This is a genomic window from Polaromonas sp. P4_H1, from assembly GCF_056400945.1.
The window spans coordinates 18,774-44,462 of sequence record NZ_JBFUKG010000004.1; the positions used below are offsets into that span (position 1 = coordinate 18,774).

Consider the following 25,689-nt stretch of genomic DNA (forward strand, 5'->3'; position numbering starts at 1 on the left):
CTCATGAGATATCGCTATCTCGGTCGGACGGGCGTTCAGGTCAGCGAATACATGCTTGGAACCATGAGTTTCGGCGCCGACGGGAACACCGATGAGCGCGAATGCATCAGCATTGTTCATGGTGCGCTCGACAGCGGAATCAATTTCATCGACACCGCCGACACGTACTCTCACGGTGAAGCGGAGGACATAGTCGGCAAAGCACTCGCCGGTCGCCGCGACAAAGTTGTCCTCGCGACCAAATTCAGACTGTCGGCGGGCGAGGGTCGAAACGACCAGGGTGGGTCGCGCTACTGGATCATGAAGCAGGTCGAAAACAGCCTGCGGCGGCTCAAGACCGACCATATCGACTTGTATCAAATGCATCGCCCGGATCTGCACACCGATCTTGAGGAGACACTTGGCGCACTCAGCGATCTGGTGACGCAGGGCAAGGTCCGGTACCTCGGATGCTCGACGCTTCCCAGCTGGTATCTCGCAGAAGCACAATCGGTCAGTCGGTTAAGCAAGCTGTCGCGTTTTGTCAACGAGACCTCGCCGTACTCTCTTTTCCAGCGTGCCGTTGAGCGAGAGACATTGCCGGCCGTTCAACACTACCGGATGGGGTTCACCGCCTGGAGCCCCTTGAATGGTGGATGGCTGACCGGAAAGTACAGCGCCGGCGGCACGGCCCTGACCGGGTCCCGGGCGGACCGTGTCAAAGGTCAGTGGGGAAAGCACTACCCCATTCTGCAATCCCGCTTCGACATGGAGCGACCGGGCAATCGCCGCAAGCTTGAATTGCTACCCGAACTCGAATCAATCGCCCGGCAAGCAGGTCTGTCTCTCATGCACATGGCACAGGCGTTTCCACTGGCACACGCAGCAGTGACGTCTGTGATCGTGGGCCCTCGTACGATCGAGCAATTCAATGGGATGAAAGCTGGCTTCGACACGGAACTTGATGCGTCGATCCTCGACCAGATCGATGCGCTCATCCCTCCTGGTGCCCTGATTGAGGAGGCGGATCGCGGCTACGTCTCGCCCTGGCTGGAGCCAGAGGTGCGTCGCCATGGTGGAACCAATTCGGGCAAGGCTGCATAGACCCCGCCAGCGGGGCGGCGACCTACTTTGAAACGTCATAGTGCAACAACGAGGAATCTGAATGCGAGTTCTTGTGACTGGAGTAAGCGAGGGCATTGGTGGCGCAATCTGCCAGCAAATTGCCAGGAGGCCTGAGTCGGCGATCGCAATGTGCGTACGAAAAATTCGCGAGCCGATAGAAACACTCGCCGAAGAGCTACGACATGAAGGTTGCGATGTACTCATTCTGGAGGGCGATCTTCGAGATCCCGCAGTACCTGAACGCTTCGTTAACACCGCCGCTGAAAGGTTCAAGGGGCTCGATGCAATCGTTTCCAACGCGGGGGCCGTTGATCCGACCTCGCTGGAGGACATGTCGCTTGAGGTTTGGGAAGACATGTTTGCGCTGACATGCCGCGCAAGTTGGCTTTTCGCCAAAGCGGGTTTCCCGCACCTCAAGGCGTCACAAGGCGCCTTTGTCGGCATCGCATCGCAATCTGGCGTTCATCCGCACCGGCAGACCGGCGCGTACAGCGCGGCTAAGGCGGCCCTCATCATGCTCTGCAAGCAGATGGCGCTCGAGTGGGGAGAACACGGCATTCGCGTCAACAGTGTTTCTCCCGGAATGATCATGACGCCGATGACTCGATCAATTTATGAAGACATGGCTATCACGCGGCAGCGTGAGGCTATCGTTCCCTTAAAGCGGATCGGGGCCCCAAGCGACGTTGCTCGCACAGTCGATTTCCTGATAGATCCGGACAATCGATACATTACCGGCGAAAACATCATGGTGGATGGGGGGCTGACGCTTTCGGTCCTGGACCGCATTCCCGGAATAGCCCGCCGCAAGGAGGCTGCGTCGTCGTCCGGGTCGACAAATCATTAGGAAGTGTGATGACTTCGTTCCCACCGAGCGCAAAGCTTCCAATCGCGGTAATCGGCGCCGGCGCCATCGGACGCAAGCATGTGGAGCGCGCACTGCGGCACGATGCAGTGCAAGTCGCAGCAATTGTCGATCCAACACCCGAGGCGCGCGCTTATGGCTTGTCGCTGAACATACCGTGCTATCCCGACCATCATGAGATGCTGGCTAAATGCCGCATCGGCGGAGCCATTGTGGCCACCCCAAATGCGACCCACGCTGACATCGGCATTGCATGTTTTGACGCTGGCGTACCCGTGTTGATGGAAAAGCCGGTGGCCGAAAGCGTAGAGCAGGCCCAACGACTATGTGAGCGAGGAGAGCAGCTCGGAATACCGCTTCTTGTCGGTCACCAGCGCCGGCACAATCCGATTCTGAAACGGGCGCGCGAACTGATTGCGAACGGTGTGCTCGGCCGCCTGGTATCCGCCACTGCCATGGCCGTATGGTTCAAGCCAGATAGCTACTTCGAGCCTGAGTGGCGCCGCGAGGCTGGTGGCGGGCCGGTGCTGATAAATCTGGTTCACGACATCGACGTCCTCCGCTTCCTGCTCGGTGACGTGGTGAGTGTGCAGGCGACCATGTCAAATCAGGTGCGCGGATTCGAGGTTGAAGACACGGCCGCCGTAATGCTCACTTTCGCCAACGGCGTTATCGCAGCGATGAGCGTGTCAGATGCGGCGGTATCACCGTGGAACTGGGACCTTGCCGCTGGGGAGTCGGACTACTTCGTCCAGCAGGACGTCAACTCTTATTACATTAGTGGCACACATGGTTCGCTAGCGCTTCCGCGGCTCGACATCTGGCGTTACGAAGGCGCGCGCGGTTGGCAGGACCCTTTGACGCAAGAGCGCATGGCGCTTCATCGAGTCGACCCTTATATGGAACAGTTACGTCACTTCCGTGCAGTGGTTGAGGGAATTGAGGTTCCTCTGTGTACCGGTCGCGACGGATTGCGGACGCTTGAAGTAACTTGCGCAGTGCAGATAGCGGCCGACACCAGAAGGTCGGTGAGCTTACGCGACTCTCCCGGCAAACACTGAGCGGGCTTGCACACTTGACCTCAACCCTCAGGTCTAAAGCTGTTTACGACTTTAAGTGTGACTGTTGCGAAATCGGAACACTCGGAAGGGGCATGGATACTAGGCCCATGTTTACGACTTTAATTGCGCGGAATAGCGCTTATTATTCCGCGCAATTAAAGTCGTAAACAGGTTATTAAAGTCGTAAACACGCTTGTAAATGTGAGAGGCCGAGCGACCGTTTTCGTGGGAATTTCAATAATAGGCCCGGACTGTTTACCAAATCTTGGGAAGTCCTTTTTTGAACGAAGACTTGTATGACCTTTGCCAAATTCACTAAGTGCCTTATCGGCGTTGTTCTGCTGTTGTTTGCTCTTTGCGGGTTTGCCGGTGAGCCGACACTGCAATCAGTGCAAACTTTCTCTGCCACCGAGAAAATTAAAAAGGTGATCTTTCTGTATGAAGAAAAGAATTTCCACTTCAAAGAATCGCGGTATGTAGGGTACCCATCTTTATTAAACAATCCCAGGGCGTACTTGGGCGATACAGGGTTTCCAGGATTCGGTGATCTGCTGGTGACCCAAGCCAGCGCGTCCTTTGCGATTTTCGGGCTTTCGGTCATTCACTCCGGATACGCACCAGAAGGCCGGCTTAAGGACTACCAAAAAGAACTGCAGGATCTGCTGGGATCTGATTTCCAGGATTCGGTCATCATCGTTGTGACGCCATCGTCTGCAAACATGGCGGGTAGCCCCATCGAATACCGAGAGAGTCTTGGATTTACGGCATAAACCAGTCCAAGTTATTGTCCGCACCCCCCTCGGGTCAGACTTGAGCGCAATTCAACAGCTTAGGCGGCTGAACTGCGCTTGAAGCCACTCGGCGAGTTCAAACTCCACGCCTTGCAGTTCACCAGCCCCCAGCCATATCAAGCCATACTGACTGCCATCAGGGTCAAAGCCGGCGGGCGCCGCGAGGCTTCCCCGTTCCACATCGTCAACGGCGAGTACGAGCGGACTCAGGGCGACACCCAGGCCCGCAGCTGCGGCCTCGACGATCAGCGAGTGATGGTCGTAGTAGCGGATCTCCGTGGGTCGGCGCGCCGACGGATGGGTCTTCAGCCATTGCGCCCATGCATCGGGCCGGGTCTTCGACCCGAGAGCGAGATAGTCGCCGTGTTCGAAGCTCGGCACCCATTCCGGCCTCATCACAGGCCCGACTCTTTCGGCGAAAAGGGGCCGGACGTTCCACGCCGCGGGCACCGCGAAATCCAGCCGTCGAATAGCGAGGTCGACCTGATTCTTGCGAAAGTCCACAAGCCCTCCACCCACGGAGAGGTGGAGGGCAATGTCCGGATGCGCCACTTGAAACCCCCCCAGCCGTGGAATGAGCCACCGCACGGCAACTGAAGGCTCGCAGGAGAGCACCAGGGCAGTCTTCCCAGCACTGGTAGCACGCAGGCTTTGCACGGTGGCGGCCAACTCACCGAAGAACCTGCTGAGGGTGAGGTTGAGTGTCTCGCCGGCCGGTGTGAGCCGCAGGCCTCGCCCACTCTTTTCAAACAAGCTGACCCCGATGTCATTGGCGAGTTTGGTGATACGGCGGCTGACGGCGCCGTGCGTGAGCGCAAGCGAGTCTGCGGCAAGCCGGACCGAGCCCAGCCGCGCTGTGGCTTCGAACGCTCGCAGGTCGTCGAGCGAAGGTATGTCTGAACGATCCATTGGTGACAATATATCACCGGTATCCCTCAGAAATTATCGCTTTTCATAGCTTGATGAGGTTTTGATAATTGATGCATGCGCACCAATTACCAGCCCAGCATAGCGATCCTCGCCGACGACCTGACCAGCGCGGCAGATGGCGCGGCACCTTTCGTCGCTCGCGGCCTGACGGCGGCTATCGGAAGGGGCCAGCTTCCGCGCCAGGCGGCCGGGGTGGTTGCAGTCGACAGCGCTTCGCGGTCCGCGACTTCGTCGCAGGCATTCGAGCGGGTCGCCCGATTGACCGGCCAGCTTGCCGGCCGGGACCTGCTCTACAAAACGGTGGACTCCACGCTGCGCGGCCACATCGCGGAGGAGCTTGAAGCATGCTTTGCAGCGAGCGGCCGCAAATCCATGGTGTTTGCACCGGCCTTCCCCCAAGCCGGGCGTACGACGGTGGGCGGCATCCAGCTCGTTGACGGCATACCGGTCTCGGAGAGTTCGTATGGCCATGACCCCGTACATCCCGCGCGGCATTCCGCGCTGGCCGACCTGGTCCCGAAGCGCATCACCAATGTCACGCTGCTCGATGCGCTGACGCAGGAAGAACTTGACTCGCAGATTGCTTCCATCGAGGAGCCGGAGTCGGTCCTCTGGGTTGGCTCTCCCGGGATGGCTGCGGCGCTGTCGCGGCGTTTTGCGCCGGCGAAGACCCCGGCGCCATCGATCGATGGCATCAGCAACGATGTCCTGGTCGTCATCGGGAGCGCGAACCTGCGCAGCCACATACAGGCCGACCAACTCCAGCAGGCCGGCGGCGTCATGCTGCTGCGCGGACCCAGGACGCGCGAGCGGGACCCGGCCGCGGTGCTGCGCCGTATTGCGGAAGACGCGGCAGGGCAGCTTCAGGACCCACGCTTCGGCGCGCTGGTCGCCACCGGCGGCGACACGATGGAAGCCGTCCTGGACCTTCTCAATGTCCGTGAGTTCGAGATTCTGCAAGAACTCGATCCCGGATTCCCGCTGGGCCGCGCCAGGCTTGGCGATGGGCGCTCGCTCCTGCTCGCCATGAAGGCCGGTGGCTTTGGCGGCGATGACGCCCTGGAGCGCGCTGTCGTGCGGATACGTGGAGCAACCCAAACCTTATGAACGGATTCACTGTGAAGAATATTCCCCCCCCGCTTGCCCTGACCATGGGCGACGCATCCGGCATTGGGCCGGAGATCGTGGCGAAGGTACTTGCGAAGGGCGGCGAACGTGTCGTCGTGTTCGGTAGCCATGTCGTCATGCATGACGCCGTGCGCCGGCTCGGGCTGGACATTGAGGTGCGGCGCATCAAAGCGCCCGATGCGGCCCAGTTCCAGCCGCGGGTCATTGAAGTCATCGAGGCCACCCGCATCACCGAGCCGCCGCCCGTAGGGCAGATCAGCGAGATCTCCGGGCAGGCCGCCTTCGATGCCATCGTTGCAGCCATCGCGGCGGCGAAGGCCGGAGAAGTGAGCGGCGTCGTCACGGCGCCGATCAACAAGGAGGCGATGGCCAGCGCGGGAATCCGCTACCCCGGCCATACGGAAATCCTGGCCGACTACGGCGGTGCGAAGCGCGTGGCGATGATGCTTGCGAATGACGACATCCGCACGGTGCTTGTCACGATCCACACGTCGCTGCGCAAAGCGATCGAACAAGGCGATTTCGACGCCCAGATGTCCGCCATCCGGCTTGCCCACGAGGGTGGAAAGGCTCTCGGCTTCGCGGCCCCGCGTGTCGCCGTGGCGGGTCTTAACCCGCACGCGGGTGAGGGGGGTCTCTTCGGGGACGAGGAGATCAGGATCATCCGGCCGGCAATCGACGCGGCCCGAGCCGAGGGCATCGATGCCACCGGCCCCTATCCGGGCGATACGGTCTTCATGCAGGCGCGCCAGGGCCGATTCGACGTTGTCGTGGCCCAGTACCATGATCAGGGGCTGATCCCTGTGAAGTACCTCGGGCTGGAAAAAGGCGTGAACATCACGCTGGGCCTGCCCTTCGTCCGCACCAGCCCGGATCACGGCACGGCATTCGACATCGCGGGCAAGGGTGTCGCAGACCACGCAAGCCTGGAAACGGCGCTTGCCTACGCAAAGCGCCTCGTCGCCGCGCAAACCAAGACGAACTAATTCAAAAAGGAAGCACCATCATGGGTCTACGTTTCATCTTCATGCTTACCCGCAACGACCGCACGGTTCCGGATGCGTCGCAGCAACTTCAGACTGCGCTCAGCCTAGGCGTACGGCACATGGGGTTCAAGGACATCGGCTTGCCAATCGAGCAACTGAAGGGCCTCAATGCGGCCATCAAGGCGGGCGGGGCAACCTCCTATCTGGAAGTCGTGTCGCTGGACCGCGAAAGCGAAATTGTTTCGGCAAAGGCAGCCGCCGAAATCGGCGTTGACGTTCTTCTGGGTGGCACGCGCGTCGACGACGTGCTGCCGATCATCAAGGGCACCGGAATCCAATACTTCCCGTTCGCCGGCCGGATTACCGGCCATCCGAGCGTGCTGGAAGGCAGCATCGAGGAAATTGTCGAAAGTGCCAGGACGATCACAGCGAAAGACGGCGTGCATGGTCTGGACCTGTTGGCATACCGTTCGGCGGAAAACGTGCCCGAGTTGATGAAGGCCGTTTGCGCGGCAGTCTCCAAACCTGTCTTCATGGCGGGTTCGATCGATACCCCTGAACGAATTGCCGTCGTCCAGAATGCCGGCGCAGCGGGTTTTACGATCGGGACCGCGGCTTTGGACGGCAAATACCCGGCCAACGGGAAGGACGTGCCAAGCCAGCTCACCGCCATCATTCGCGACGTCGCGGCCCTGAACAAACACCTTTCGCCGATTCGCAAGAAGAACCTGTCAACTGCGCCTGCCGGCGAAGCCGAGGGCCAGGTCAACAACCTGCAATTCAGGGTTGCCAGGTTCGAGGGAAGCTCTCCCTGGTCATTTCGGCAGCACGACGATGAACTGTTCTTTGTTCATCGGGGACGCCTGCTTATGAGGTTTCGCGACCGTGAAGAGATTGTCGAGACGGGAGAGTTCATCGTCGTACCGCATGGCGTTGAGCACTGTGCGGTGGCTTTGGACGGGGAGGCGTCTGAAGTGTTGCTGGCAACCACGACTGCTTAGCTTGGCTCCCGCCAGGCGCTGGTCGCGCGCCCCATGGTCCTGGCAAGCATCCGCGGTATCGGAGCGCGGCTTTATGCAGTTAAATACATGTTTCGCCGCTATTAATACAAGGCTGACATGAACTACCGCCAGATCGAGTGCTTCCGCGCCGTCATGCACACAGGCTCGATGACGCTTGCCGCCGCGCAGCTGCACACGTCGCAGCCGAACGTGAGCCGGGCCATCGCGCTGCTGCAGCGCGAGACGCAACTGAATCTGTTCGAACGTGTCGGGCAGCGTGTGGTCCCCACGCCTGAAGCGCAAGCGCTGCTGAAGGAAGTGGACCGCGTTTACGTGGGACTGCAGTCCATCGGTGCGGCGGCGGACCGCATCCGCACGCTGGGAGTTGAAGGCTTGCGAATCGCCGTATCACCCGGCATCAGCATCAGCCCGGTGCCGCGCATCCTGCAGGTCTTTCGCGGACTGCGCCCGCTCGTGCCGGTCGTGGTTCACACGGCCGACTCCGCGACGATCTGCAAGTGGGTGTCGTCCGGCTATTACGAGCTCGGCCTGGTCGGCTACGTCGCGCTGCCGCAGGAGGTCGACACCGAGCTCGTGTATTCGGAGCGTGCCGTGTGCATCGTGCCGCGGGGGCACCGGCTGGGGCGCAAGCGCAAGGTCGGTCCTTCGGATTTGGCCGGCGAGTCGTTCATATCGTTTGCGTCCCCGGACGTGATGCGCGCGGCCATCGACAGAGTCTTCGATCCCGAGGTGCGCAGGCTGGAGATCGAAACTTCGCTGGCGACGGCGGCCTGCGCGATGGTGGCGCGGAGCCTGGGCGTCAGCATCGTGGATCCGGCGATGCTGAGCGAGCTTGCGCTCACGGGCGTGCATGCGCTGGAGTTCGAGCCGGCAATCCACTTCAACTGCCACGTGGTGCGTGCCCGCCAGCAGCCGGCGCAGGCGCTCGTCGCGGACTTCCTCGAGGCCGTGCGCATCGCGGTGGGCGGCCCCGAAAACATCGCTCGCAAGAAGGTCAGCCGATCGCCTGGGTGACCAGGGCCCAGCCGCCCTGGGCAGGCCCCCGCCCCGGCACGCGGCCACGGACCATGATGGTCCCACCGCCGACGCGCGGCAGCCCCAGGCTCTCCAGCCATGGCGACAAACCGCTCATGGTGTACACGTCGACGCGCACGAACCCCTCGGTGTGACGGCAGCAATCGGAGATCAGCACGCGTGCGGCATCGAAATCCGGCGCCGCCACCGGCCCGACGAGATGCCCGTGGCCAAAGCGGCGAAGCACAGCGAAGCCGGCGGCTTGGCCGCCGCGCTCGAGAACAACCGTCCTTTCCTGGGCGAACAAGCGGCGAAGCAGCTCGCCGCGCGGCATGCCCGCGCCACGGGCGTCCATCGCGATCAGAGATTCGACGTCAGCATCTGCCAGCGGCCGCAGGCGGTCCCCCTCACGCCCCGCCAGCGCCGGCAAGGCCGTAAGCACGCCCTGGTGCTGGTCGAGTTCGCCTGTGGGGACAAATCCCAGGCGCTCATACAGGCCGCGGCCTGCCACGGTCGCGTGCAGCAGCACGTCTCGTGGGGACAGGTGATCGAGCAAGGTCTCCATCATGCGATTGCCGATGCGCTGGCCCTGAAGCTCGGGCGCGACGATCACCAGGCCGATGGTGGCGTAGTTCGCCCCAAATTGCCAGGACAGTGCGGTGCCCAATACTTTCCCGTCGCGTTCGGCGACCATGCCTTGCCCTAGCGACAACGCAAACTGCCAGTCCTCGATCCGATGCGGCCAATTGAAGGTGCTGGATAAGGCGTGCGCAGCTGGCAAGTCGCCTGGCTCGAACGGGCGCAGGCGGGCGGCACCGGTGGTGGCGGGGGCTTCGAGGTGCTTGACCGTGATGGTGGTGGAGGCGGATGTCATGCGGTCGAGTATCGGTATGCAGACCCATGCAGTCCAATAAAAATTCCGAGGCCATGCATTCCGATTTGATATGCCAGCCCCACAGTCTACAGACTCCTATCAGGGGTTACCCGTATCCTTTTGGCCTATCAGATCAGTACATATCAATTTTGTATGAATATAGTCAAAACTTATATTTGACCGCATGAAGCGGCGTTCCGATACTCCGGGACATCAAGTCATTCCGATGACTCCAACCAACCCGACGCCCCTAACCATGACCACACAATTGCCCGCGCCTTTGGCCCCAGTGCATGTGGGCTTGATCGTCGAACGCCTCAAAGCCGCCGGCCGTCTGGATCGCCTGTTCATAGACGGTGAGTGGGTCCTGCCCTCAGGGCAATCCCGAGCCAGCGTCATCGACCCGTCGACCGAGGAGCCCGTCGCGCAGATCGCGTTGGGAACCGCTGAAGACGTCGCTGCGGCCGTGGCCGCCGCCCGCTCCGCCTTCGCGAGCTGGTCCGTCAGCTCCGCCGAAAGCCGGGCTTCGCTGCTCGGCCGCATCCACGCCTTGATCCTCGAACGGGCCGAACTGTTCGCCCAGGCGATCTCGCTGGAGATGGGCGCCGCCATCGGGTTTGCGCGCAGCACACAGGTGCCGGTCGCGGCCGAGCACATCCGCGTGGCCCGTGACAATCTCGCCAGCTATCCCTTTCTCACCCACCGGGGGGACATGGCCATCGTGCGCGAGGCCATTGGCGTGTGCGGCCTGATCACCCCATGGAACTGGCCGCTCTACCAGATCACGGCCAAGGTCGGCCCCGCCCTGGCGGCCGGATGCACCGTCGTCCTCAAGCCCAGCGAGCTGTCGCCCCTGAGCGCCTTGCTCTTTGCCGAGGTGGTGCACGACGCCGGCATTCCGCCGGGCGTGTTCAACCTGGTGAGCGGCAACGGGCCGGAGGTCGGCGCCGCGCTGTCGGCGCATCCGGACGTCGACATGATTTCGATCACCGGCTCGACCCGGGCCGGCGTCCTGGTGGCCCAGGCGGCGGCCCCGACGGTCAAGCGCGTGGCCCAGGAGCTCGGCGGCAAATCGCCCAACGTGATCCTGCCGGACGCGGACCTCGCGCGCGCTGTGCCGGCAGGCGTGGCGGCCGCCTTTCGCAATGTCGGCCAGTCCTGCAGCGCGCCGACCCGCATGATCGTGCCGCGCGAGCGCCTCCAGGAGGTTGAACGGATCGCGCTCGAAGCGGCCTTGAGCTTCGTCGTGGGCGATCCGCGCTCGCCGCAGACCACGCACGGCCCGGTGGCCAACCGCGCCCAGTTCAATCGGGTGCAGGAAATGATAGCCATCGGCATCGCCGAGGGTGCGCGCCTCGTCTGTGGCGGCCCCGGCCGGCCGGAGGGCCTGGAGCGCGGCTTCTACTGCCGCCCGACCATCTTCTCTTCGGTACATCCGCAAATGCAGATCGCGCAGGAAGAGATCTTCGGGCCGGTGCTTTCGATCATCGCCTACGACAGCGTGGACGAGGCCGTGGAGATCGCCAACGATACGGTCTACGGCCTGGGTGCGCACGTGCAGGGCCAGGACCTCGCCGCGGCGCGGGCGGTCGCGGCGCGCATCCGTTCCGGGCAGGTGCACATCAACTATCCGGCCTGGAGCCCCCATGCCCCCTTTGGCGGCTACAAGCGCTCGGGCAATGGCCGCGAATACGGCATCGAAGGCCTTGAGGAGTATCTGGAGACCAAGGCGATCCTTGGTTTTCAGGACGCCTCGATGCCCAGTACGACAGTGAAACCATCGCGCAATGCGCAGGAGCAATCATGACAGTGGCCTTAATGCTGCACCGTGCCAACGGCGCGCCTGTTTCAACCTCTTTCCGCCGGGCGGCGTTCGGCAAGGACGACCCCTTTGCGCGAAATCGGGAAATCGCCTGGGAAGGACCCGACGCGATGGCCGTGGGCCGAACCAGCTTCATTGGTGAGCTCGAAGTCGCAAGTTATCCCCACATCGAAACGATTGTTGTGGCGGAAGGAGAGCTGACATTGACGGCGGCCGGAGCGGCCCCGCTGGTGCTCGGTCCCCAAGCGGGTGCCGTCATCGGATGCGGCACCGCGCTTCGCATCCACGCCGCGTCCCGCGTGCAGTTTTCGTTTTGCGCGGCCGCTTGCGAAAAGCCGACGAAACACAACCTTGTTCCCTTGCGCGCCGACGCCGACTTCAAGCCGTCCGCCACGCTACCGCCAGAGGCGCTGCTGGGCCCGGCCCCGGAATGCCGCAGCGACAACGTCTTTACCGAGGAAAGCGTGGAGTACCGCGCGGGCACCTGGGATTCCACCCCTTACCACCGGATCGTCCGCCCGCATCGCCAGAACGAGTTCATGCACCTCGTGGCCGGTAGCGTGCGATTCGCCGCGCCCGATGGCAGCGTGCTGTCGGCAAACACCGGCGATGCGCTTTTCGTGCCGAAAGGCGCATCGGTCGGATGGGAAAGCAGTGATCGCGTGGCGAAGTTCTTTGTGGTCCAGGCCGTCCAGGCTTGAACGGGCGAGCGAAATCCATCATGTCCCCTCCGCTAGTCCACATCAACACCTCCCCCAAGCCGCCGGCCTCCGCTGACGTCGTCGTGATCGGCGGCGGCATCGTCGGTGTCTTTGCCGCCTACTATCTGGCCCAGCGCGGCGTTTCGGTCGCCCTGGTCGAAAAGGGGAGGATAGGCGCGGAGCAGTCCAGCCGCAACTGGGGCTGGTGCCGCCAGCAGAACCGCGATGCGCGCGAACTGCCCATGGCCACCAAGAGCCTCGAACTCTGGGACCAGTTTGCCATCGACAGCGGCGAAGACACGGGTTTTCGTCGCTGCGGGCTGCTGTTTCTTAGTAACGACGAGGCTGAATTGTCGGGCTGGGCCAACTGGCGCGATTTTGCCAAGACCTCCGGCGTCACGAGCCACATGCTCAGCAGCCGCGAGGCTGCCGAGCGGGGGAATGTTACCGGCCGCGCCTGGAAGGGCGGCGTCTTCTCGCCCAACGATGGCACCGCCGATCCCGGCAAGGCCGCGCCGGCCGTGGCGGCTGCGCTCATGAAGCTGGGCGGCAGCGTTCACCAGAATTGTGCCGCCCGCGGCATCGAAACGGAAGGCGGGCGCGTCAGCGGTGTCATCACGGAAGCCGGCGTCATCAAAACCAGGACGGCCGTGCTCGCCGGCGGCGCCTGGGCATCCGCGTTCTGTCGCCAGCTGGGCATCCGTTTCCCGCAAGCGTCTATCCGCCAATCCATCCTCAGCGTGTCCCCCGTGGAGCATCACTTGCCCGATGCCCTGGTGATGCAGGGAGTGTCGGCCACGCGCCGCAACGACGGGCGCTACGCACTGGCCATCAGCGGCCGCGCGCGCGTGGACATTACGCCGCAGTTCATGCGGTTCGCTCCGCAATTCGTGCCGATGTTCGCCAAGCGCTGGCGCAGCCTTCTTCCGGGAGGCCTGCAAGGCATCCGGGGTGGCCACGAAACGCTGAGGCGGTGGCGGCTCGATGCGCCGACGCCCATGGAGCGGATGCGCATTCTCGATCCGAAGCCCTGCCTGAGCACGATCAAAGAGACCCACCGCCGCGCTGTCGAACTGCTGCCCCAACTTCAGGGCGCAAAGATCACGCACGCGTGGGCCGGCTTCGTCGACAGCACGCCGGACGGTGTTCCCGGCATTGGTGAAGTGCCGGGCATGCCGGGATTCATTCTGGCCGCCGGCTTTTCAGGACACGGCTTTGGCATCGGCCCCGGCGCAGGTCATTTGATTGCGGACCTCGCCACCGGCGCCGAACCGATCGTGGATCCCACACCATTTCGGCCCGGCCGATTCAGCAGTTCCGCGTGGGGTAAGGTCGCTGAATTCTAGGCAGCGCCCGCCCCAATCCATCCAGCCAGCCCCGCAACCCCTAACCAGGAGACAACCATGAATGATTCCAACAGAGAACTGAAAGGTACCCACATGAAACGGACCCACAACACTGGCGATGCCCTCATGGGCAAACTGACACGGCGCGACGCCGTATTTGCCGGGGCGGCAACCTTTGCCCTGGCTTCCCTGGGTGTGGCGGAGAGTGCCCACGCCGCCGGGCCGGCCGCGAAACCGACGGGCCAGGCCATCCTCGGCTTCTCGCAGGAGGTGACCGTCCTGCATCCGCTGATGACCGCCAACGAGGTGGACCAGGGCGTCTGGTGGAATCTTTTCAGTCCGTTGTGGATGATCGACGCGGAAGGGAAGTTCGTGCCGGTGCTGGCGAAAGCTATCCCCACCGTTGAGAACGGCGGCATTTCGGCCGACGGGCTGACCTGGCGTGTCGAGTTGCGGCGCGACGTGAAGTGGCATGACGGCAAGCCGATGACGGCGGAGGACGTCAGGTTTTCCATCAACCTGATGAAGAACCCGGGCTTCCGCGCCCGCAACCGTGCAGCCTTCGAGCTCATCAATTCCGTGGGTGTCGAAGGCGACAATGTGATCACGTGGAAACTCAGGGAGCCGTACGCGCCGCTTGCGTCCGTGCTGAGCTGGACCTTCATCGTTCCCGCGCACATTCTTTCGCAGAACCCGGATCCGAACTCGCCGCAGTTCGCCGCCGCGCCCATCGGCACGGGGCCGTTCCGCTTCGTCAGCCGCAAGACCGGCGACCACGTGATCCTCGAAGCCAATCCGAGCTACTTCGGCAAGGCTCCGACCCTGAACCGGCTCATCTTCAAGTACGTACCGGATCTGAACGCCATGTACACGCAGTTCAAGACCGGAGAGCTTGACTTCATCGGCCTGCAGGGCATTCCCGCCAACTTCTACAAGGAAGCGACAGCATTGCGGGGCCGCCAAGTCCACGCTGCGAACCGCGGCGCGGTGGAGAACCTGACGCTCAACCTCGCGCACCCGGCGCTCGGGGACAAGGCGGTGCGCAAGGCGCTGAACATCGCGATCGATCGGCAGTCGATCTGCGACCTCGTCTATTACGGCGTGCCCAAGCCGGCGAACAACTACCTCGTCCCGACGCACTGGGCCTACAACCCCAACCTGCCGAAACCGGCGTATGACCCGAAAAAGGCCGCCACGATGCTGGACCAGGCCGGCTGGGTGCGCGGCGCGGATGGCATTCGCGTCAAGAACGGTGTGCGGCTGTCCTTCACGAATTCGACGGTCACGGGCAACCAGTTGCGCGCGCAGACGCAACAGCTCATCGCCGACGACTTCAAGAAGATCGGCGTCGAGATGCTGATCAAGAACCTGGTGGCGGCGGTGCTGTGGGCCGAGTTCTGGAGGAACTCCGAGTTCGACAGCCTGATGACCGCGCCGACCTACACGATCGCCTCAGACCCTGATGTCACGCACCGTTTCGGCGGCGGCGCTATCCCGAAGCAGACCGGCTCGGGTTCGAACGTGAGCCAGTACAAAAATGGCGGGGTAGATACGCTGCTCGCCCGGGGCCGCCAGGAATACAACACCGCCAAGCGCAAGGAGATCTACGCCAAAGTCCAGGAACTGATCATGGACGACCTGCCATTCCTGCCGCTGTTCTACGAAGTGCAGATCGAGGGCACGAAGACCGGCCTGGACGGCTACGCGAACAACGTGAACGCGCTGGCCAATAGCTGGAACGCGGCCAGCTGGCGCTGGACGGCCTGACGCATCATGGCACGCTATCTTATCCGCCGCTTGCTGCAGTCGCTGCTGCTGCTCGTGCTGGTCTCGATGATCGCCTTCGCGATCCTGCATCTGGCGCCCGGAGGGCCGCTGGCGCAGTTCCTGGCCACCGGCAATCTCGGCCAGGAAGACGTCGACCGGCTGATGGCGCAGTACGGCTTGAACCGGCCCGTGCCGATCCAGTACCTCGACTGGGCCGGCAACCTGCTCTTGGGCGATTGGGGTAGCTCGTACCGGGATCAGCTACCGGTGCTGAAGAAGATCGGCATGCACGTCGGGCCGACGCTCGAACTCATGGTGAGCTCGACGCTGCTTGCGATGTTCATCGGCGGCATGATCGGCATCCTGGGTGCGGTGCGGCGCTATTCGTTCTTCGACCACCTGGCCACCGTGGGCGCGATGGTCGCGCTGTCGATCCCCACGTTCTGGTTCGGCCTCGCTGTCATCTATGTGTTTTCCGTGAACCTCGGTTGGCTGCCGGCCGGCAACCGCGAAACGATCGGTGACGGCTCTTTCATCGACCGGCTGCAGCACCTGGTGGCGCCGTGCATCGTGCTGGCGCTGGTGTCCACCGCGGTGTGGAGTCGCTACATGCGCTCCTCGATGCTTGACGTGGTGAACCAGGACTACATCCGCACCGCCAAGTCCAAGGGCGTGCCGGCCATGCAGATACTTCTGCGCCATGCGCTGCGCAACGCGCTGCTGCCCATGATAACGATCACCGGCCTGCACGTGTCCACGCTGCTGAGCGGCGCGCTGGTGACGGAAACCGTCTTCACCTGGCCGGGCATGGGCCGGCTCTTTCTCGACAGCGTGAGCAACCGCGACTATCCCGTGGTGATGGGAATGCTGATGTTCACGGCTTGCATGGTTCTGCTGGGTAGCCTGCTCGCGGATCTTCTCTACTCTGTCGCGGACCCGCGCATCAAAGGAGCGTCGAAATGAGCGCCGTCCAGACCGTATCGGTAGCCCCACCGCGCCGGACGCTCGCCGAGCGCTATCCGGCCCTGAGGCGCTTCCTGCGCCACCGCGTGGCGCTCGTGGGCGTGGGCGTCGTGCTGTTCATGACGCTCTTCAGCTTTGTGGGCCCCTGGCTGATTCCGTTCAATGACACCGACACCGACATCCGCGCGCGGCTGACGGGGCCGTTCGCGGGCCCGCACCTGTTCGGAACCGACCCGCTGGGCCGCGACATCCTGGCGCGCCTGATGTATGCCGGCCGCATCTCCCTGTCCATCGGCTTCGCGGCCACCGCGCTGTCGGTGGTGGTCGGCGTCCTGGTCGGTCTCGTGGCGGGCTTCTACCGCGGCGCGATCGGGGCTGCGCTGATGCGCTTCGTGGACGCCATGCTCTGCTTCCCGACCATCTTCCTGCTGCTGGCCATTGCGGCCCTGATCGAGCCCTCGGTCACCTCCATCGTGGTGCTGATCGCCGTGGCAAGCTGGATGGAAGTGGCGCGCGTGGTGGAAGGGCAGATACGGTCGCTGCGCGAACGCGATTTCGCGCTCGCCGCGGAATCGCTCGGCGCCAGCGACAGCCGCATCATGTTCCGTGAGCTCTTGCCCAATGCCGTCGCGCCCATCGTGGTCGCTGCGACGCTGAACATCGCCCACGCCATCCTGGCCGAGGCGTACATCAGCTTCCTGGGCTTCGGCATCCAGCCGCCGACGCCGAGCTGGGGAAACATGCTGGAGAACGCGCAGAGCTACCTGACCAACGCGCCCTGGCTCGCCATCGTGCCGGGGCTGGCCATCACGCTGACCGTCACGAGCTTTAACTTCATTGGTGACGGCCTGCGCGACGCGCTGGACGCGAAACTCGATCGATGACGGGTGATTGACATGAACCTTTACGAACCAATCCACATCCGCCACGCCCAGGCCGCCGTTGAAGCGGAGAACATCCTGGACGTGCGCGATCTGAACGTCGCCTTTCGCACAGCAGCTGGAACGGTGCATGCCGTGCGCGACGTCAGTTTCTCGGTGCGCCGCGGCGAGACACTGGCGCTGGTGGGGGAAACCAGTTCCGGCAAGAGCGTGACCTGCCTCGGCCTGCTCGGCCTCACGCCGCCCGCGCCGTACTGCACCATCACGGGTTCTGCGCGCCTTATGGCTCGCGATGGCAACTCGTATGAACTGGTCGGAACGCCCGAGCGCATGATGCGGCGGGTGCGGGGAGGCGTCGCCTCGGTGATTTTCCAGGAACCGATGACGTCGCTGAATCCGGTGCACACCGTCGGCGCGCAGATCTGCGAGAGCTTGCGGATCCACCTAGGGATGAGCGCGCGTGCCGCCACGGACCGCGCCGCCGAACTCCTGAACCAGGTCGGCATCTCGGACCCGAAACGCCGGCTGACGAACTATCCGCACGAACTCTCCGGCGGCATGCGGCAGCGCGTAATGATCGCGATGGCGATTGCGTGTGAACCTTCGCTACTGATCGCGGACGAGCCGACCACCGCGCTCGACGTCACCATCCAGGCGCAGATCCTTGAGTTACTGGAAAAACTGCAGTCCGAGACCAGGATGGCCATGATCTACATCACGCACAACCTTGGCACTGTCGCCGAGATTGCCGACCGTGTGATGGTGATGTATGCGGGCCGAATCGTCGAGCAGGCCGATGTTGTTGAGCTGTTCACGCAGCCGCGGCATCCCTACAGCCGCGGCCTGATCCACTCGGTTCCGCGGCTGCATTCGAACCGCGCCCGGAAAACCCCGCTGTTCGCAATTCCAGGGAATGTGCCCGATCCAGCCGCGCACCCGCCCGGCTGCACCTTCGGGCCGCGCTGCGGCCATTTCGAGCCGGGCCGCTGCGATGCCGCAGTGCCGGTCCTGGAGAACGCACAGCCGGGCCATCTGGTGCGATGCGTCCGTTGGCCGGAAATTGAAGGAGCCGTGTGATGCAACAAAAACCCCTTACTCCCCCCTTGTTGCAAGTCGAGGGATTGCGCAAGTGGTACCCGCTGGGTGGCGGCTGGCTCGGCAAGCCGGCGCAGAACGTCAAGGCGGTCGACGGCGTCAGTTTCGAGATTCGCCGGGGCGAGGTGCTGAGCCTGGTGGGCGAAAGCGGCTCGGGCAAAAGCACCGTCGGCCGCGCCATCCTGAACCTGGACCCGCCTACGGCAGGGGAGGTGCACTTCGACGGAGAACCCCTGGTGGGCCTCACGCGGCGCCAGATGCGGCCGCTGCGGCGTGCGATGCAGATGGTGTTCCAGGACCCGTACTCGTCCCTGAACCCGAAACACACGGTCGAGGAACTGCTCTCCGCGCCGCTGGAAATCCACATGCCCGAGCTGACCTTGCAGGAGCGTCGGGACCGCATCGATGCCGTGCTGAAGACGGTCGGGCTGAACCCCGCGCACCGCTCGCGCTATCCGCACGAGTTCTCGGGTGGGCAGCGCCAGCGGGTCGGCATCGCCCGTGCGCTCATGACCGAGCCGCAACTGCTGGTGGCCGACGAACCGGTGTCGTCCCTCGACGTGTCCGTGCAGGCCCAGGTGATCAATCTGCTGCTCGAGCTCAAGCAGAGGCTTGGCCTCACGATGCTGTTCATCAGCCACGACCTCGCGGTGGTGGGCCATATCTCAGACCGCATCGCCGTGATGTACCTGGGCCGCCTCGTGGAGATCGCCGACGCCGAATCGTTGCTGAAAAACCCGCGGCACCCCTACACGCGCGCCCTGATGGCCGCCGTGCCGAACCTCGATCCGCGGCAGCGGCGCCCGCGCGAACTGCTCAAGGGCGACATTCCCAGCCCCTTGTCTCCCCCCTCGGGCTGCGCGTTCCGTACGCGCTGCCCACACGCCCAGTCGGCGTGCGCGAACGGGGTTCCCGAACTCAGATTCGTCGAACGGGATCATGCGACCGCGTGCATCCGGGACGATATCTAACAGAAACTTATGTCTCCACCCATTCTTCGCATACGCAGCGACGACAAGCTGCCCGAACGAGCCGACGCCGTGGTGATCGGCGGCGGCATTGTCGGCGTTTCCACGGCCTATTTCCTGGCCAAGCGCGGCCTCTCTGTCGCGCTTCTCGAAAAGGGCTACATCGGCGGGGAGCAGTCCAGCCGCAACTGGGGCTGGTGCCGCCAGCAGAACCGCGACGCGCGCGACCTGCCGCTCGCGACGCTGGCGCTGCGGCTCTGGGAGGAACTCTCGCGCGACATCGGGCGGGACCTCGGTTTCCGCCGCTGCGGCCTGTACTACGCCACCGACAAGCCGCAGCAACTCTCCACCTGGGAGACATGGGGCCAACAGGTCGGACGGCCCGGCGGCGTCCGCACCCGCATGCTCGACGCGGCGGAAGCCACTAACGTCATGAAAGGCAGCGGCAGCCGCCAGTGGCTGGGAGGCGTGCATTCGATGGACGACGGCACGGCGGAGCCCGCCCTTGCTGCCCCGGGCATTGCCGAAGGCGCACGGGCGCTTGGCGCGACCGTCCATCAGGATTGCGCGGCCCGCGGCCTGGACATCAGCAACGGCGCGGTCACTGGCGTGATCACGGAACGCGGCATGATCAAGACCAGCGCCGTCGTGTGTTCCGGTGGTGCCTGGGCGTCGGCCTTCTGCCGCCGGCACGGCATCTCCTTCCCGCAGGCGAGCGTGCGCGCGACCGTCCTGCGTACCCGTCCCATCGAGGGTCTGCCGGCGGCGCTCTCTGCACCGGAGTGCTCGCTGACGCGCCGCCTGCAAGGCGGCTACAACCTGGCGATCAGCGGCAAGGCGAAACTCGAGCTCACACCGCAGGGGCTGCGCTACGCACGCGAATTTATGCCGATGTTCATGAAGCGCATCAAGGCCGTGGAGTTCGGCATTGGCCGCTCCTTCTTCCGCGGCCCTGAGGCGCTGGGCAGCTGGCGCTTCGACGAGGTGTCGCCGTTCGAGCAGATCCGCGTCCTCGATCCCGCGCCGGATCCGCAGGCGATCCGCAACCTGCTCGGCTGCTTCCAGAACCTGTACCCCGCGTTGAAGGACGTGGCGGTGGACCAGGCCTGGGCTTCCTACATCGACAGCACGCCGGACGGCGTGCCGGTCATTTCGCCGGTCGATGCCATCAAGGGCTTCGTACTCGCAGCCGGGTTCAGCGGCCATGGTTTCGGCACCGGCCCTGCCACGGGGCTGCTGGTCGCGAACATGGTCACAGGCGAGCAGCCACCCGTCGATCCGACGCCCTTCCGCTTCTCGCGCTTTGCCGACGGCTCGAAGGTCACCGTCGGTGCTTTCTGACGACTTCCCGCCTACGGCCTGCTTCCATCAATTTCTCTTTTCACAAAAGGACCACCTCTCATGAGCAATCTCACCTTCTTCAAGTTTGACGACCTGGGCCCCTCGCGGGACAGGGCACCGCTGCCGGAACGCCTCATGGAAGGCAACCCGCAATTCAGGAGTTGGGAAGTCGAACGATCTTCCGACGACAAGGTGCTCACCGGCATTTGGGAGACGACACCGGGCACCTTCAAGTCGATCAAGGGCGGCACCCTGGAGTTCTGCTACATCCTCTCGGGCGTGTCGGAAGTAACCGAGGACGGAAAGCCGCCGGTGCGGGTACAGGCCGGCGACGCGTTCGTGATGAAGCCCGACTTCACCGGCGTGTGGCGCTGCATCGAAACGACCCGCAAGATCTGGGTCGTGTATCAATGAGCCCGTTCCTGGCCTGAGCCATGCCCAACGCCACCGTCAACCTCAGCAGCGACACCGTCACCCAGCCGACCCCTGCCATGCGCGCCGCCATGGTTGCCGCCCCCCTGGGCGACGACGTCTACGGCGCTGACCCGAGTGTCAATGCGCTTCAGGAAAAGATCGCATCGATGCTCGGCTTCGAGGCCGCCCTTTTCATGCCGACCGGCACGCAGAGCAACCTCTGCGCGATCCTCGCCCACTGCGGCCGAGGCGACGAGTACATCGTCGGCCAGCAGGCGCACTGCTACCTCTGGGAAGGCGGCGGCGCCGCGGTCTTCGGCAGCGTGCAACCGCAACCGCTCGACCACGCTCCCGACGGCACGCTGCCGCTAGCGCAGATTGAAGCGGCCATCAAGCCCGACGACGCGCACTTCGCGCGCACCCGGTTGTTGGCGCTCGAGAACACCCTCCGCGGCAAGCGGCTGCCCTTTGAATACGTGCAGGCGGCGACCGAACTCGCGCGGTCGCGCGGCCTGAAGCGCCACCTCGACGGTGCGCGCCTCTTCAACGCCGCGACGGCGCAGGCCGCGGCGTTCGGGACCGACGTGCGTGCCGAGGCACGACGCATCGCGCAGTGCTTCGACAGCGTGTCGGTCTGCTTCAGCAAAGGGCTGGGCGCACCGGTCGGCTCGGCGCTGTGCGGATCGCGCGAGTTGATCGCACGGGGGCACCGCATCCGCAAGATGGCGGGCGGCGGCATGCGTCAGGCCGGTCTGCTGGCCGCCGCCGCGTCGCACGCGCTCGACCACCACATCGACCAGCTCGCCAGCGACCACGCGCTGGCGCAGCGGCTCGCCGTCGGGTTGGCCGGAATCGAGGGCCTGCGCGTCGAGACGCCGCAGACCAACATCGTCTTCGTAGACCTGGAGGGTGGTGCCGCGTCGCGCGCGACCGATCTGCTGGCGCACCTGAACGCGCGCGGCATCCTGGCCACGGGGCTGTACCGGCTACGCTTCGTCACGCACCTGGATGTGGATGCGGGCGGGGTCGATCGCGCGCTCGTCGCGATCCGCGAGTTCTTTGCGCACTGAGGGCCTAAGCTGCATGTCTTTCTTGTACAAGGCCGACCCCGTGCGCGGCGCGGAATGGGCGCGTTTGTTCGCCACCAAGGCGCCCGACATTCCGTTTCATATCTGGCCCGACACCGGAAAGGCGGACCGCGTGCGCTATCTTGCCGCGTGGGTGCCGCCGCAGGACATAGCGCGTCAGTTTCCCAACCTGGAGCTCTTCTTCTCCACGGGCGCGGGGATCGACCAGTTCGACCTTGCCGCGCTGCCGCCGGAATTGCCGGTGGTGCGCATGGCGGAGCCCGGCGTCGTCGCGGGCATGGTGGAGTACGCCACGATGGCGGTCCTCGCGCTTCACCGGGACCTGCCGGCCTATATCCGGCAGCAGCGCGAGGGCCTTTGGGCCGCGCACCGCGTCTATCCCGCATCGAAGCGGCGTGTGAGCGTCCTCGGCCTGGGCGTGCTCGGATGCGCTGTGTTGGATCAGCTGCGCACACTCGGCTTCCCGCTCGCCGGCTGGAGCCGAACGCGCCGCCAGGTCGAAGGCGTGGCCTGCTACGCGGGCCAGGAGGAACTGCCAGCGATGCTGGCCAGCACGGACATCCTCGTATGCCTGCTGCCCCTTACCCAGGAGACGCGCGGCATTCTCGACTCGACCCTGTTTCAGCATCTGCCGCGCGGCGCATCGCTGGTGCATGTCGGCCGCGGGGCGCACCTCGACCACCAGGCGCTGCTCGACGCGCTGGAGACCGGCTGGCTGTCGGGCGCGGTCGTCGATGTCACCGATCCAGAGCCGCTGCCGGCGGGCCACCCCTTCTGGGCACACCCGAAGATTCTGCTCACGCCGCACATCGCGAGCATGACGCAGCCGGAGACGGCCGTGGAACAGGTGCTCGACAACATCCGCCGGCACGAGGCGGGCGAGCCGTTGATCGGGCTGGTCGATCGTTCGCGGGGCTATTGAGACCTATGAACAAAGACATCGAAGACTTGCTGCCGGCTCTGGTCGCGTTGCGGCGCGACCTGCACGCGCACCCCGAGCTGGCGTTCGAGGAGCGTCGCACTTCCAGCGTGGTCGCGGCTGCGCTGCGCGATTGTGGCCTGGAGGTGCACGAAGGAATCGGCGGGACCGGCGTGGTGGGCGTTCTGCGCAGGGGCAATTCGACGCGCATGGTGGGCTTGCGTGCAGACATGGACGCACTTCCGATGCGGGAGGACGACGGGCGTCCCTACGTCAGCCGCCACCCCGGTGTTCACCACGGCTGCGGCCACGACGGCCACACGGCCATGCTGCTGGGGGCGGCTCAGCAGTTGGCGCGGGCCGGTCGTTTCGACGGAAGCATCGCCTTCATCTTCCAGCCCGCCGAAGAGGGGCGGGGAGGTGCACGCGAGATGGTGCGGCAAGGTTTGTTCGACCGCTTTCCGTGCGAATCCGTGTTCGCCCTGCACAACTGGCCCGACCTGCCGGCGGGCACGGTAGCGACAAGGCCGGGGGCTATCATGGCCGCGGCGGATCGCTTCGACATCGTCGTGCGTGGCCAGGGCGGCCACGCAGCGCAGCCGCATCGGACACCCGACGTGGTGCTTGCCGCGAGCCAGCTCGTCGCGCAGATGCACACCATCGTGTCGCGGCGAATCCCTCCGACGCAGAACGCCGTCTTGTCGGTGACGCGCATCAGCGGAGGCCAATCGCACAACGTCCTGCCGGCGGTCGTGGAGTTGACCGGCACCGTGCGCAGTTTCGACTCCGCCGTGCAGGACGCGATCGAGCAGGCGGTCCGCGACGTCGCGGCGGGTGTCGCGTGCGCAAGCGGCACCACGATCGACGTCGAGTACACGCGCTACTACCCCGCTACGGTCAACAGCCCTGAGCACGCGCAGCTCGCACTCGAAGCAGCGCGCAGCGTCGGCCTGGAAGTACAAGTGGCTGCTGCGCCGGCATTCACATCGGAAGACTTTGCATTCATGCTCCAGCAGCGGCCCGGGGCCTACCTATGGCTCGGCCAGCGAGGCACGAACCATGCCGCCCCGCTGCACCACCCCTCGTACGACTTCAACGACGACGTTCTGGCGTGCGGCGTGCGTTGGTTTACAGCCGTCGCGCAAATGGCCCTGCGTTGAACGGAACCCTCGTCAAGAAATGAAACCTACGATGCTGTACTTGTCCACTCGCGGTCACCCCGACCGCAAGCACTTCTGCGAAATCCTGCTGGAGGGCCTGGCGCCCGACGGCGGCTTGTACCTGCCGGAGCAATACCCACAGGTCACGCCCGGGCAGCTGTCCAAGTGGCGCGACCTGCCGTATGCGGAACTCGCCTTTGAAGTCCTCTCGCTTTACATCGACGACATCCCGGCCGAGGACCTGCGCGCAATCTGCCGCAAGACCTATACCGAGCAAGTCTTTGGCACGAAGGAGATCGTGCCGCTCAAGCAACTGGAAGAGGGCGTGTACCTGCAAGCCCTTTCCAACGGTCCCACGCTGGCATTCAAAGACATGGCTATGCAGCTGCTGGGTAACCTGTTTGAGTATGAACTGGGCCGACGCGGCGAGGAGCTGAACATCCTGGGCGCTACTTCCGGCGACACCGGTAGCGCCGCGGAGTACGCCATGCGCGGCAAGAAGGGCGTGCGCGTCTTCATGACCTCACCGCATGGCCGCATGAGCCCGTTCCAGCAGGCGCAGATGTTCAGCCTGCAGGATGCCAATATCCACAACCTCGCGATCGAGGGCGTGTTCGACGACTGCCAGGACATCGTCAAGGCCGTGTCGAACGACCTGGCCTTCAAGCGCAAGTACAAAATTGGTACGGTCAACTCGATTAACTGGGCGCGCCTCATGGCCCAGGTGGTGTACTACTTCGCCGGCTACTTCCAGGCCACGAGATCCAACACCGAACAGATAAGCTTCACCGTGCCGTCGGGCAACTTCGGCAACATTTGCGCTGGCCATGTGGCGCGCATGATGGGCCTGCCGATTTCCAAGCTGGTGGCGGCCACGAACGAGAACGATGTGCTGGACGAATTCTTCCGAACCGGTGTTTATCGGATGCGCGGCGGCGCCGACACCTACGAGACCTCCAGTCCGTCGATGGACATTTCCAAGGCCAGCAACTTCGAGCGTTTCGTGTTCGACCTGCTGGGCCGCGATGCGGAGACGGTCAAGCGCCTGTTCGGCGAGGCGCTTGCGAAGAACGGCCGCTTCGACCTGAGTGCCGACCCAGCCTTCGCGCTGGCCCGCGCGCGCTACGGATTCCTCAGCGGCAAGAGCACGCACGCCGACCGCCTGACGACGATACGCGACACGCACCGGCGCTTTGGCGCGACCATAGACACCCACACGGCCGACGGCCTGAAAGTGGCGCGCCACTTCGTGCAGCCCGGTGTGTCGATGATCGTGCTGGAGACGGCGCTGCCGATCAAGTTCGCGGCAACCATCGTAGAAGCTTTGGGCCACGAGCCGGACCGGCCCGCGCGGTTCCGGGGCATCGAAGACCTGCCCAAGCGCGTGACGGTTCTCCCGGCCGACGCGGCGCGGGTCAAGGCATTCGTCGCCGCACACCTGTCCTGATT

General features: G+C 64.1%; 24 protein-coding genes. 22 read left to right on the forward strand and 2 right to left on the reverse strand.

Features of this window, described 5'->3' with window-relative positions; translation table 11 throughout:
• The first annotated feature begins 3 nt into the window (after positions 1-3).
• The 4 genes from AC1DS5_RS07075 to AC1DS5_RS07090 all read left to right on the forward strand — a co-directional run bounded on the left by AC1DS5_RS07075 (position 4) and on the right by AC1DS5_RS07090 (position 3,800).
• A complete protein-coding gene (locus AC1DS5_RS07075; protein WP_477717548.1) occupies positions 4-1,083 on the forward strand; it encodes an aldo/keto reductase in 1,080 nt (359 codons plus the stop codon).
• Between the two features lie 61 nt (positions 1,084-1,144).
• Positions 1,145-1,951, forward strand: a complete 807-nt coding sequence (locus tag AC1DS5_RS07080) for an SDR family NAD(P)-dependent oxidoreductase (RefSeq protein ID WP_477717549.1) — start codon at positions 1,145-1,147, stop codon at positions 1,949-1,951.
• Between the two features lie 8 nt (positions 1,952-1,959).
• Positions 1,960-3,030, forward strand: a complete 1,071-nt coding sequence (locus tag AC1DS5_RS07085) for a Gfo/Idh/MocA family protein (RefSeq protein ID WP_477717550.1) — start codon at positions 1,960-1,962, stop codon at positions 3,028-3,030.
• Between the two features lie 296 nt (positions 3,031-3,326).
• On the forward strand, positions 3,327-3,800 hold the full coding sequence (locus tag AC1DS5_RS07090; protein ID WP_477717551.1) for a hypothetical protein: 474 nt from the start codon (positions 3,327-3,329) through the stop codon (positions 3,798-3,800).
• A gap of 51 nt (positions 3,801-3,851) precedes the next feature.
• Here the strand turns inward: AC1DS5_RS07090 and AC1DS5_RS07095 are convergent, their stop codons facing one another.
• On the reverse strand, positions 3,852-4,730 hold the full coding sequence (locus AC1DS5_RS07095; RefSeq protein WP_477717552.1) for a LysR substrate-binding domain-containing protein: 879 nt from the start codon (positions 4,728-4,730) through the stop codon (positions 3,852-3,854).
• Positions 4,731-4,805: 75 nt separating this feature from the next.
• Here AC1DS5_RS07095 and AC1DS5_RS07100 point away from each other — a divergent pair, with 75 nt between their 5' ends.
• The 4 genes from AC1DS5_RS07100 to AC1DS5_RS07115 all read left to right on the forward strand — a co-directional run bounded on the left by AC1DS5_RS07100 (position 4,806) and on the right by AC1DS5_RS07115 (position 8,901).
• A complete protein-coding gene (locus AC1DS5_RS07100) occupies positions 4,806-5,858 on the forward strand; it encodes a four-carbon acid sugar kinase family protein (RefSeq protein ID WP_477717553.1) in 1,053 nt (350 codons plus the stop codon).
• Positions 5,855-6,865 (forward strand): 4-hydroxythreonine-4-phosphate dehydrogenase PdxA, encoded by a 1,011-nt coding sequence (gene pdxA / locus AC1DS5_RS07105; protein WP_477717554.1) that lies wholly within the window; start codon positions 5,855-5,857, stop codon positions 6,863-6,865. The genes AC1DS5_RS07100 and pdxA overlap by 4 nt, the downstream gene beginning before the upstream one ends.
• A gap of 20 nt (positions 6,866-6,885) precedes the next feature.
• Positions 6,886-7,866 carry a cupin domain-containing protein gene (locus tag AC1DS5_RS07110; RefSeq protein ID WP_477717555.1) on the forward strand — a complete coding sequence of 327 codons (981 nt, stop codon included), beginning with the start codon at positions 6,886-6,888 and terminating at the stop codon, positions 7,864-7,866.
• A gap of 117 nt (positions 7,867-7,983) precedes the next feature.
• Positions 7,984-8,901: a LysR substrate-binding domain-containing protein gene (locus AC1DS5_RS07115; RefSeq protein ID WP_477717556.1), complete on the forward strand. Its 918-nt coding sequence runs from the start codon at positions 7,984-7,986 to the stop codon at positions 8,899-8,901.
• Here AC1DS5_RS07115 and AC1DS5_RS07120 read toward each other — a convergent pair.
• Positions 8,882-9,775 (reverse strand): GNAT family N-acetyltransferase, encoded by an 894-nt coding sequence (locus AC1DS5_RS07120; protein ID WP_477717557.1) that lies wholly within the window; start codon positions 9,773-9,775, stop codon positions 8,882-8,884. The two genes, AC1DS5_RS07115 and AC1DS5_RS07120, sit on opposite strands and share 20 nt — an antisense overlap.
• A 256-nt stretch (positions 9,776-10,031) precedes the next feature.
• Between AC1DS5_RS07120 and AC1DS5_RS07125 the strand changes: the two genes are divergently transcribed.
• Genes AC1DS5_RS07125 through thrC form a run of 14 tightly spaced genes read left to right on the forward strand, consistent with a single transcriptional unit; the run spans position 10,032 to position 25,687 of the window.
• Positions 10,032-11,582 carry an aldehyde dehydrogenase family protein gene (locus AC1DS5_RS07125; protein WP_477717558.1) on the forward strand — a complete coding sequence of 517 codons (1,551 nt, stop codon included), beginning with the start codon at positions 10,032-10,034 and terminating at the stop codon, positions 11,580-11,582.
• On the forward strand, positions 11,579-12,298 hold the full coding sequence (locus tag AC1DS5_RS07130) for a cupin domain-containing protein (RefSeq protein ID WP_477717559.1): 720 nt from the start codon (positions 11,579-11,581) through the stop codon (positions 12,296-12,298). Before AC1DS5_RS07125 ends, AC1DS5_RS07130 begins: the two co-directional genes overlap by 4 nt.
• A 20-nt stretch (positions 12,299-12,318) precedes the next feature.
• Positions 12,319-13,644 (forward strand): NAD(P)/FAD-dependent oxidoreductase, encoded by a 1,326-nt coding sequence (locus tag AC1DS5_RS07135; protein ID WP_477717560.1) that lies wholly within the window; start codon positions 12,319-12,321, stop codon positions 13,642-13,644.
• A gap of 57 nt (positions 13,645-13,701) precedes the next feature.
• Positions 13,702-15,411, forward strand: coding sequence for a peptide ABC transporter substrate-binding protein (locus tag AC1DS5_RS07140; RefSeq protein WP_477717561.1), 1,710 nt, complete (start codon positions 13,702-13,704; stop codon positions 15,409-15,411).
• A 6-nt stretch (positions 15,412-15,417) separates the two neighbouring features.
• A complete protein-coding gene (locus AC1DS5_RS07145) occupies positions 15,418-16,374 on the forward strand; it encodes an ABC transporter permease (protein ID WP_477717562.1) in 957 nt (318 codons plus the stop codon).
• On the forward strand, positions 16,371-17,258 hold the full coding sequence (locus AC1DS5_RS07150; protein ID WP_477717563.1) for an ABC transporter permease: 888 nt from the start codon (positions 16,371-16,373) through the stop codon (positions 17,256-17,258). Before AC1DS5_RS07145 ends, AC1DS5_RS07150 begins: the two co-directional genes overlap by 4 nt.
• 12 nt (positions 17,259-17,270) lie before the next feature.
• Positions 17,271-18,332 (forward strand): ABC transporter ATP-binding protein, encoded by a 1,062-nt coding sequence (locus AC1DS5_RS07155; protein ID WP_477717564.1) that lies wholly within the window; start codon positions 17,271-17,273, stop codon positions 18,330-18,332.
• The gene (locus AC1DS5_RS07160; protein WP_477717565.1) at positions 18,332-19,321 is read left to right on the forward strand and encodes an ABC transporter ATP-binding protein; all 990 of its coding nucleotides are present in this window, start codon (positions 18,332-18,334) and stop codon (positions 19,319-19,321) included. Before AC1DS5_RS07155 ends, AC1DS5_RS07160 begins: the two co-directional genes overlap by 1 nt.
• A gap of 9 nt (positions 19,322-19,330) precedes the next feature.
• On the forward strand, positions 19,331-20,659 hold the full coding sequence (locus AC1DS5_RS07165; protein WP_477717566.1) for an NAD(P)/FAD-dependent oxidoreductase: 1,329 nt from the start codon (positions 19,331-19,333) through the stop codon (positions 20,657-20,659).
• A 60-nt stretch (positions 20,660-20,719) separates the two neighbouring features.
• Positions 20,720-21,073 carry a cupin domain-containing protein gene (locus tag AC1DS5_RS07170; RefSeq protein ID WP_477717567.1) on the forward strand — a complete coding sequence of 118 codons (354 nt, stop codon included), beginning with the start codon at positions 20,720-20,722 and terminating at the stop codon, positions 21,071-21,073.
• Positions 21,074-21,093: 20 nt separating this feature from the next.
• Positions 21,094-22,143: a low-specificity L-threonine aldolase gene (gene ltaE, locus AC1DS5_RS07175; RefSeq protein WP_477717568.1), complete on the forward strand. Its 1,050-nt coding sequence runs from the start codon at positions 21,094-21,096 to the stop codon at positions 22,141-22,143.
• Between the two features lie 13 nt (positions 22,144-22,156).
• Positions 22,157-23,083 carry a 2-hydroxyacid dehydrogenase gene (locus AC1DS5_RS07180; RefSeq protein ID WP_477717569.1) on the forward strand — a complete coding sequence of 309 codons (927 nt, stop codon included), beginning with the start codon at positions 22,157-22,159 and terminating at the stop codon, positions 23,081-23,083.
• A gap of 5 nt (positions 23,084-23,088) precedes the next feature.
• Complete coding sequence (locus tag AC1DS5_RS07185; RefSeq protein ID WP_477717570.1) at positions 23,089-24,240, forward strand: M20 aminoacylase family protein; 1,152 nt, start codon at positions 23,089-23,091, stop codon at positions 24,238-24,240.
• A gap of 31 nt (positions 24,241-24,271) precedes the next feature.
• Positions 24,272-25,687, forward strand: coding sequence for a threonine synthase (thrC, locus tag AC1DS5_RS07190; protein ID WP_477717571.1), 1,416 nt, complete (start codon positions 24,272-24,274; stop codon positions 25,685-25,687).
• Positions 25,688-25,689: the final 2 nt, after the last annotated feature.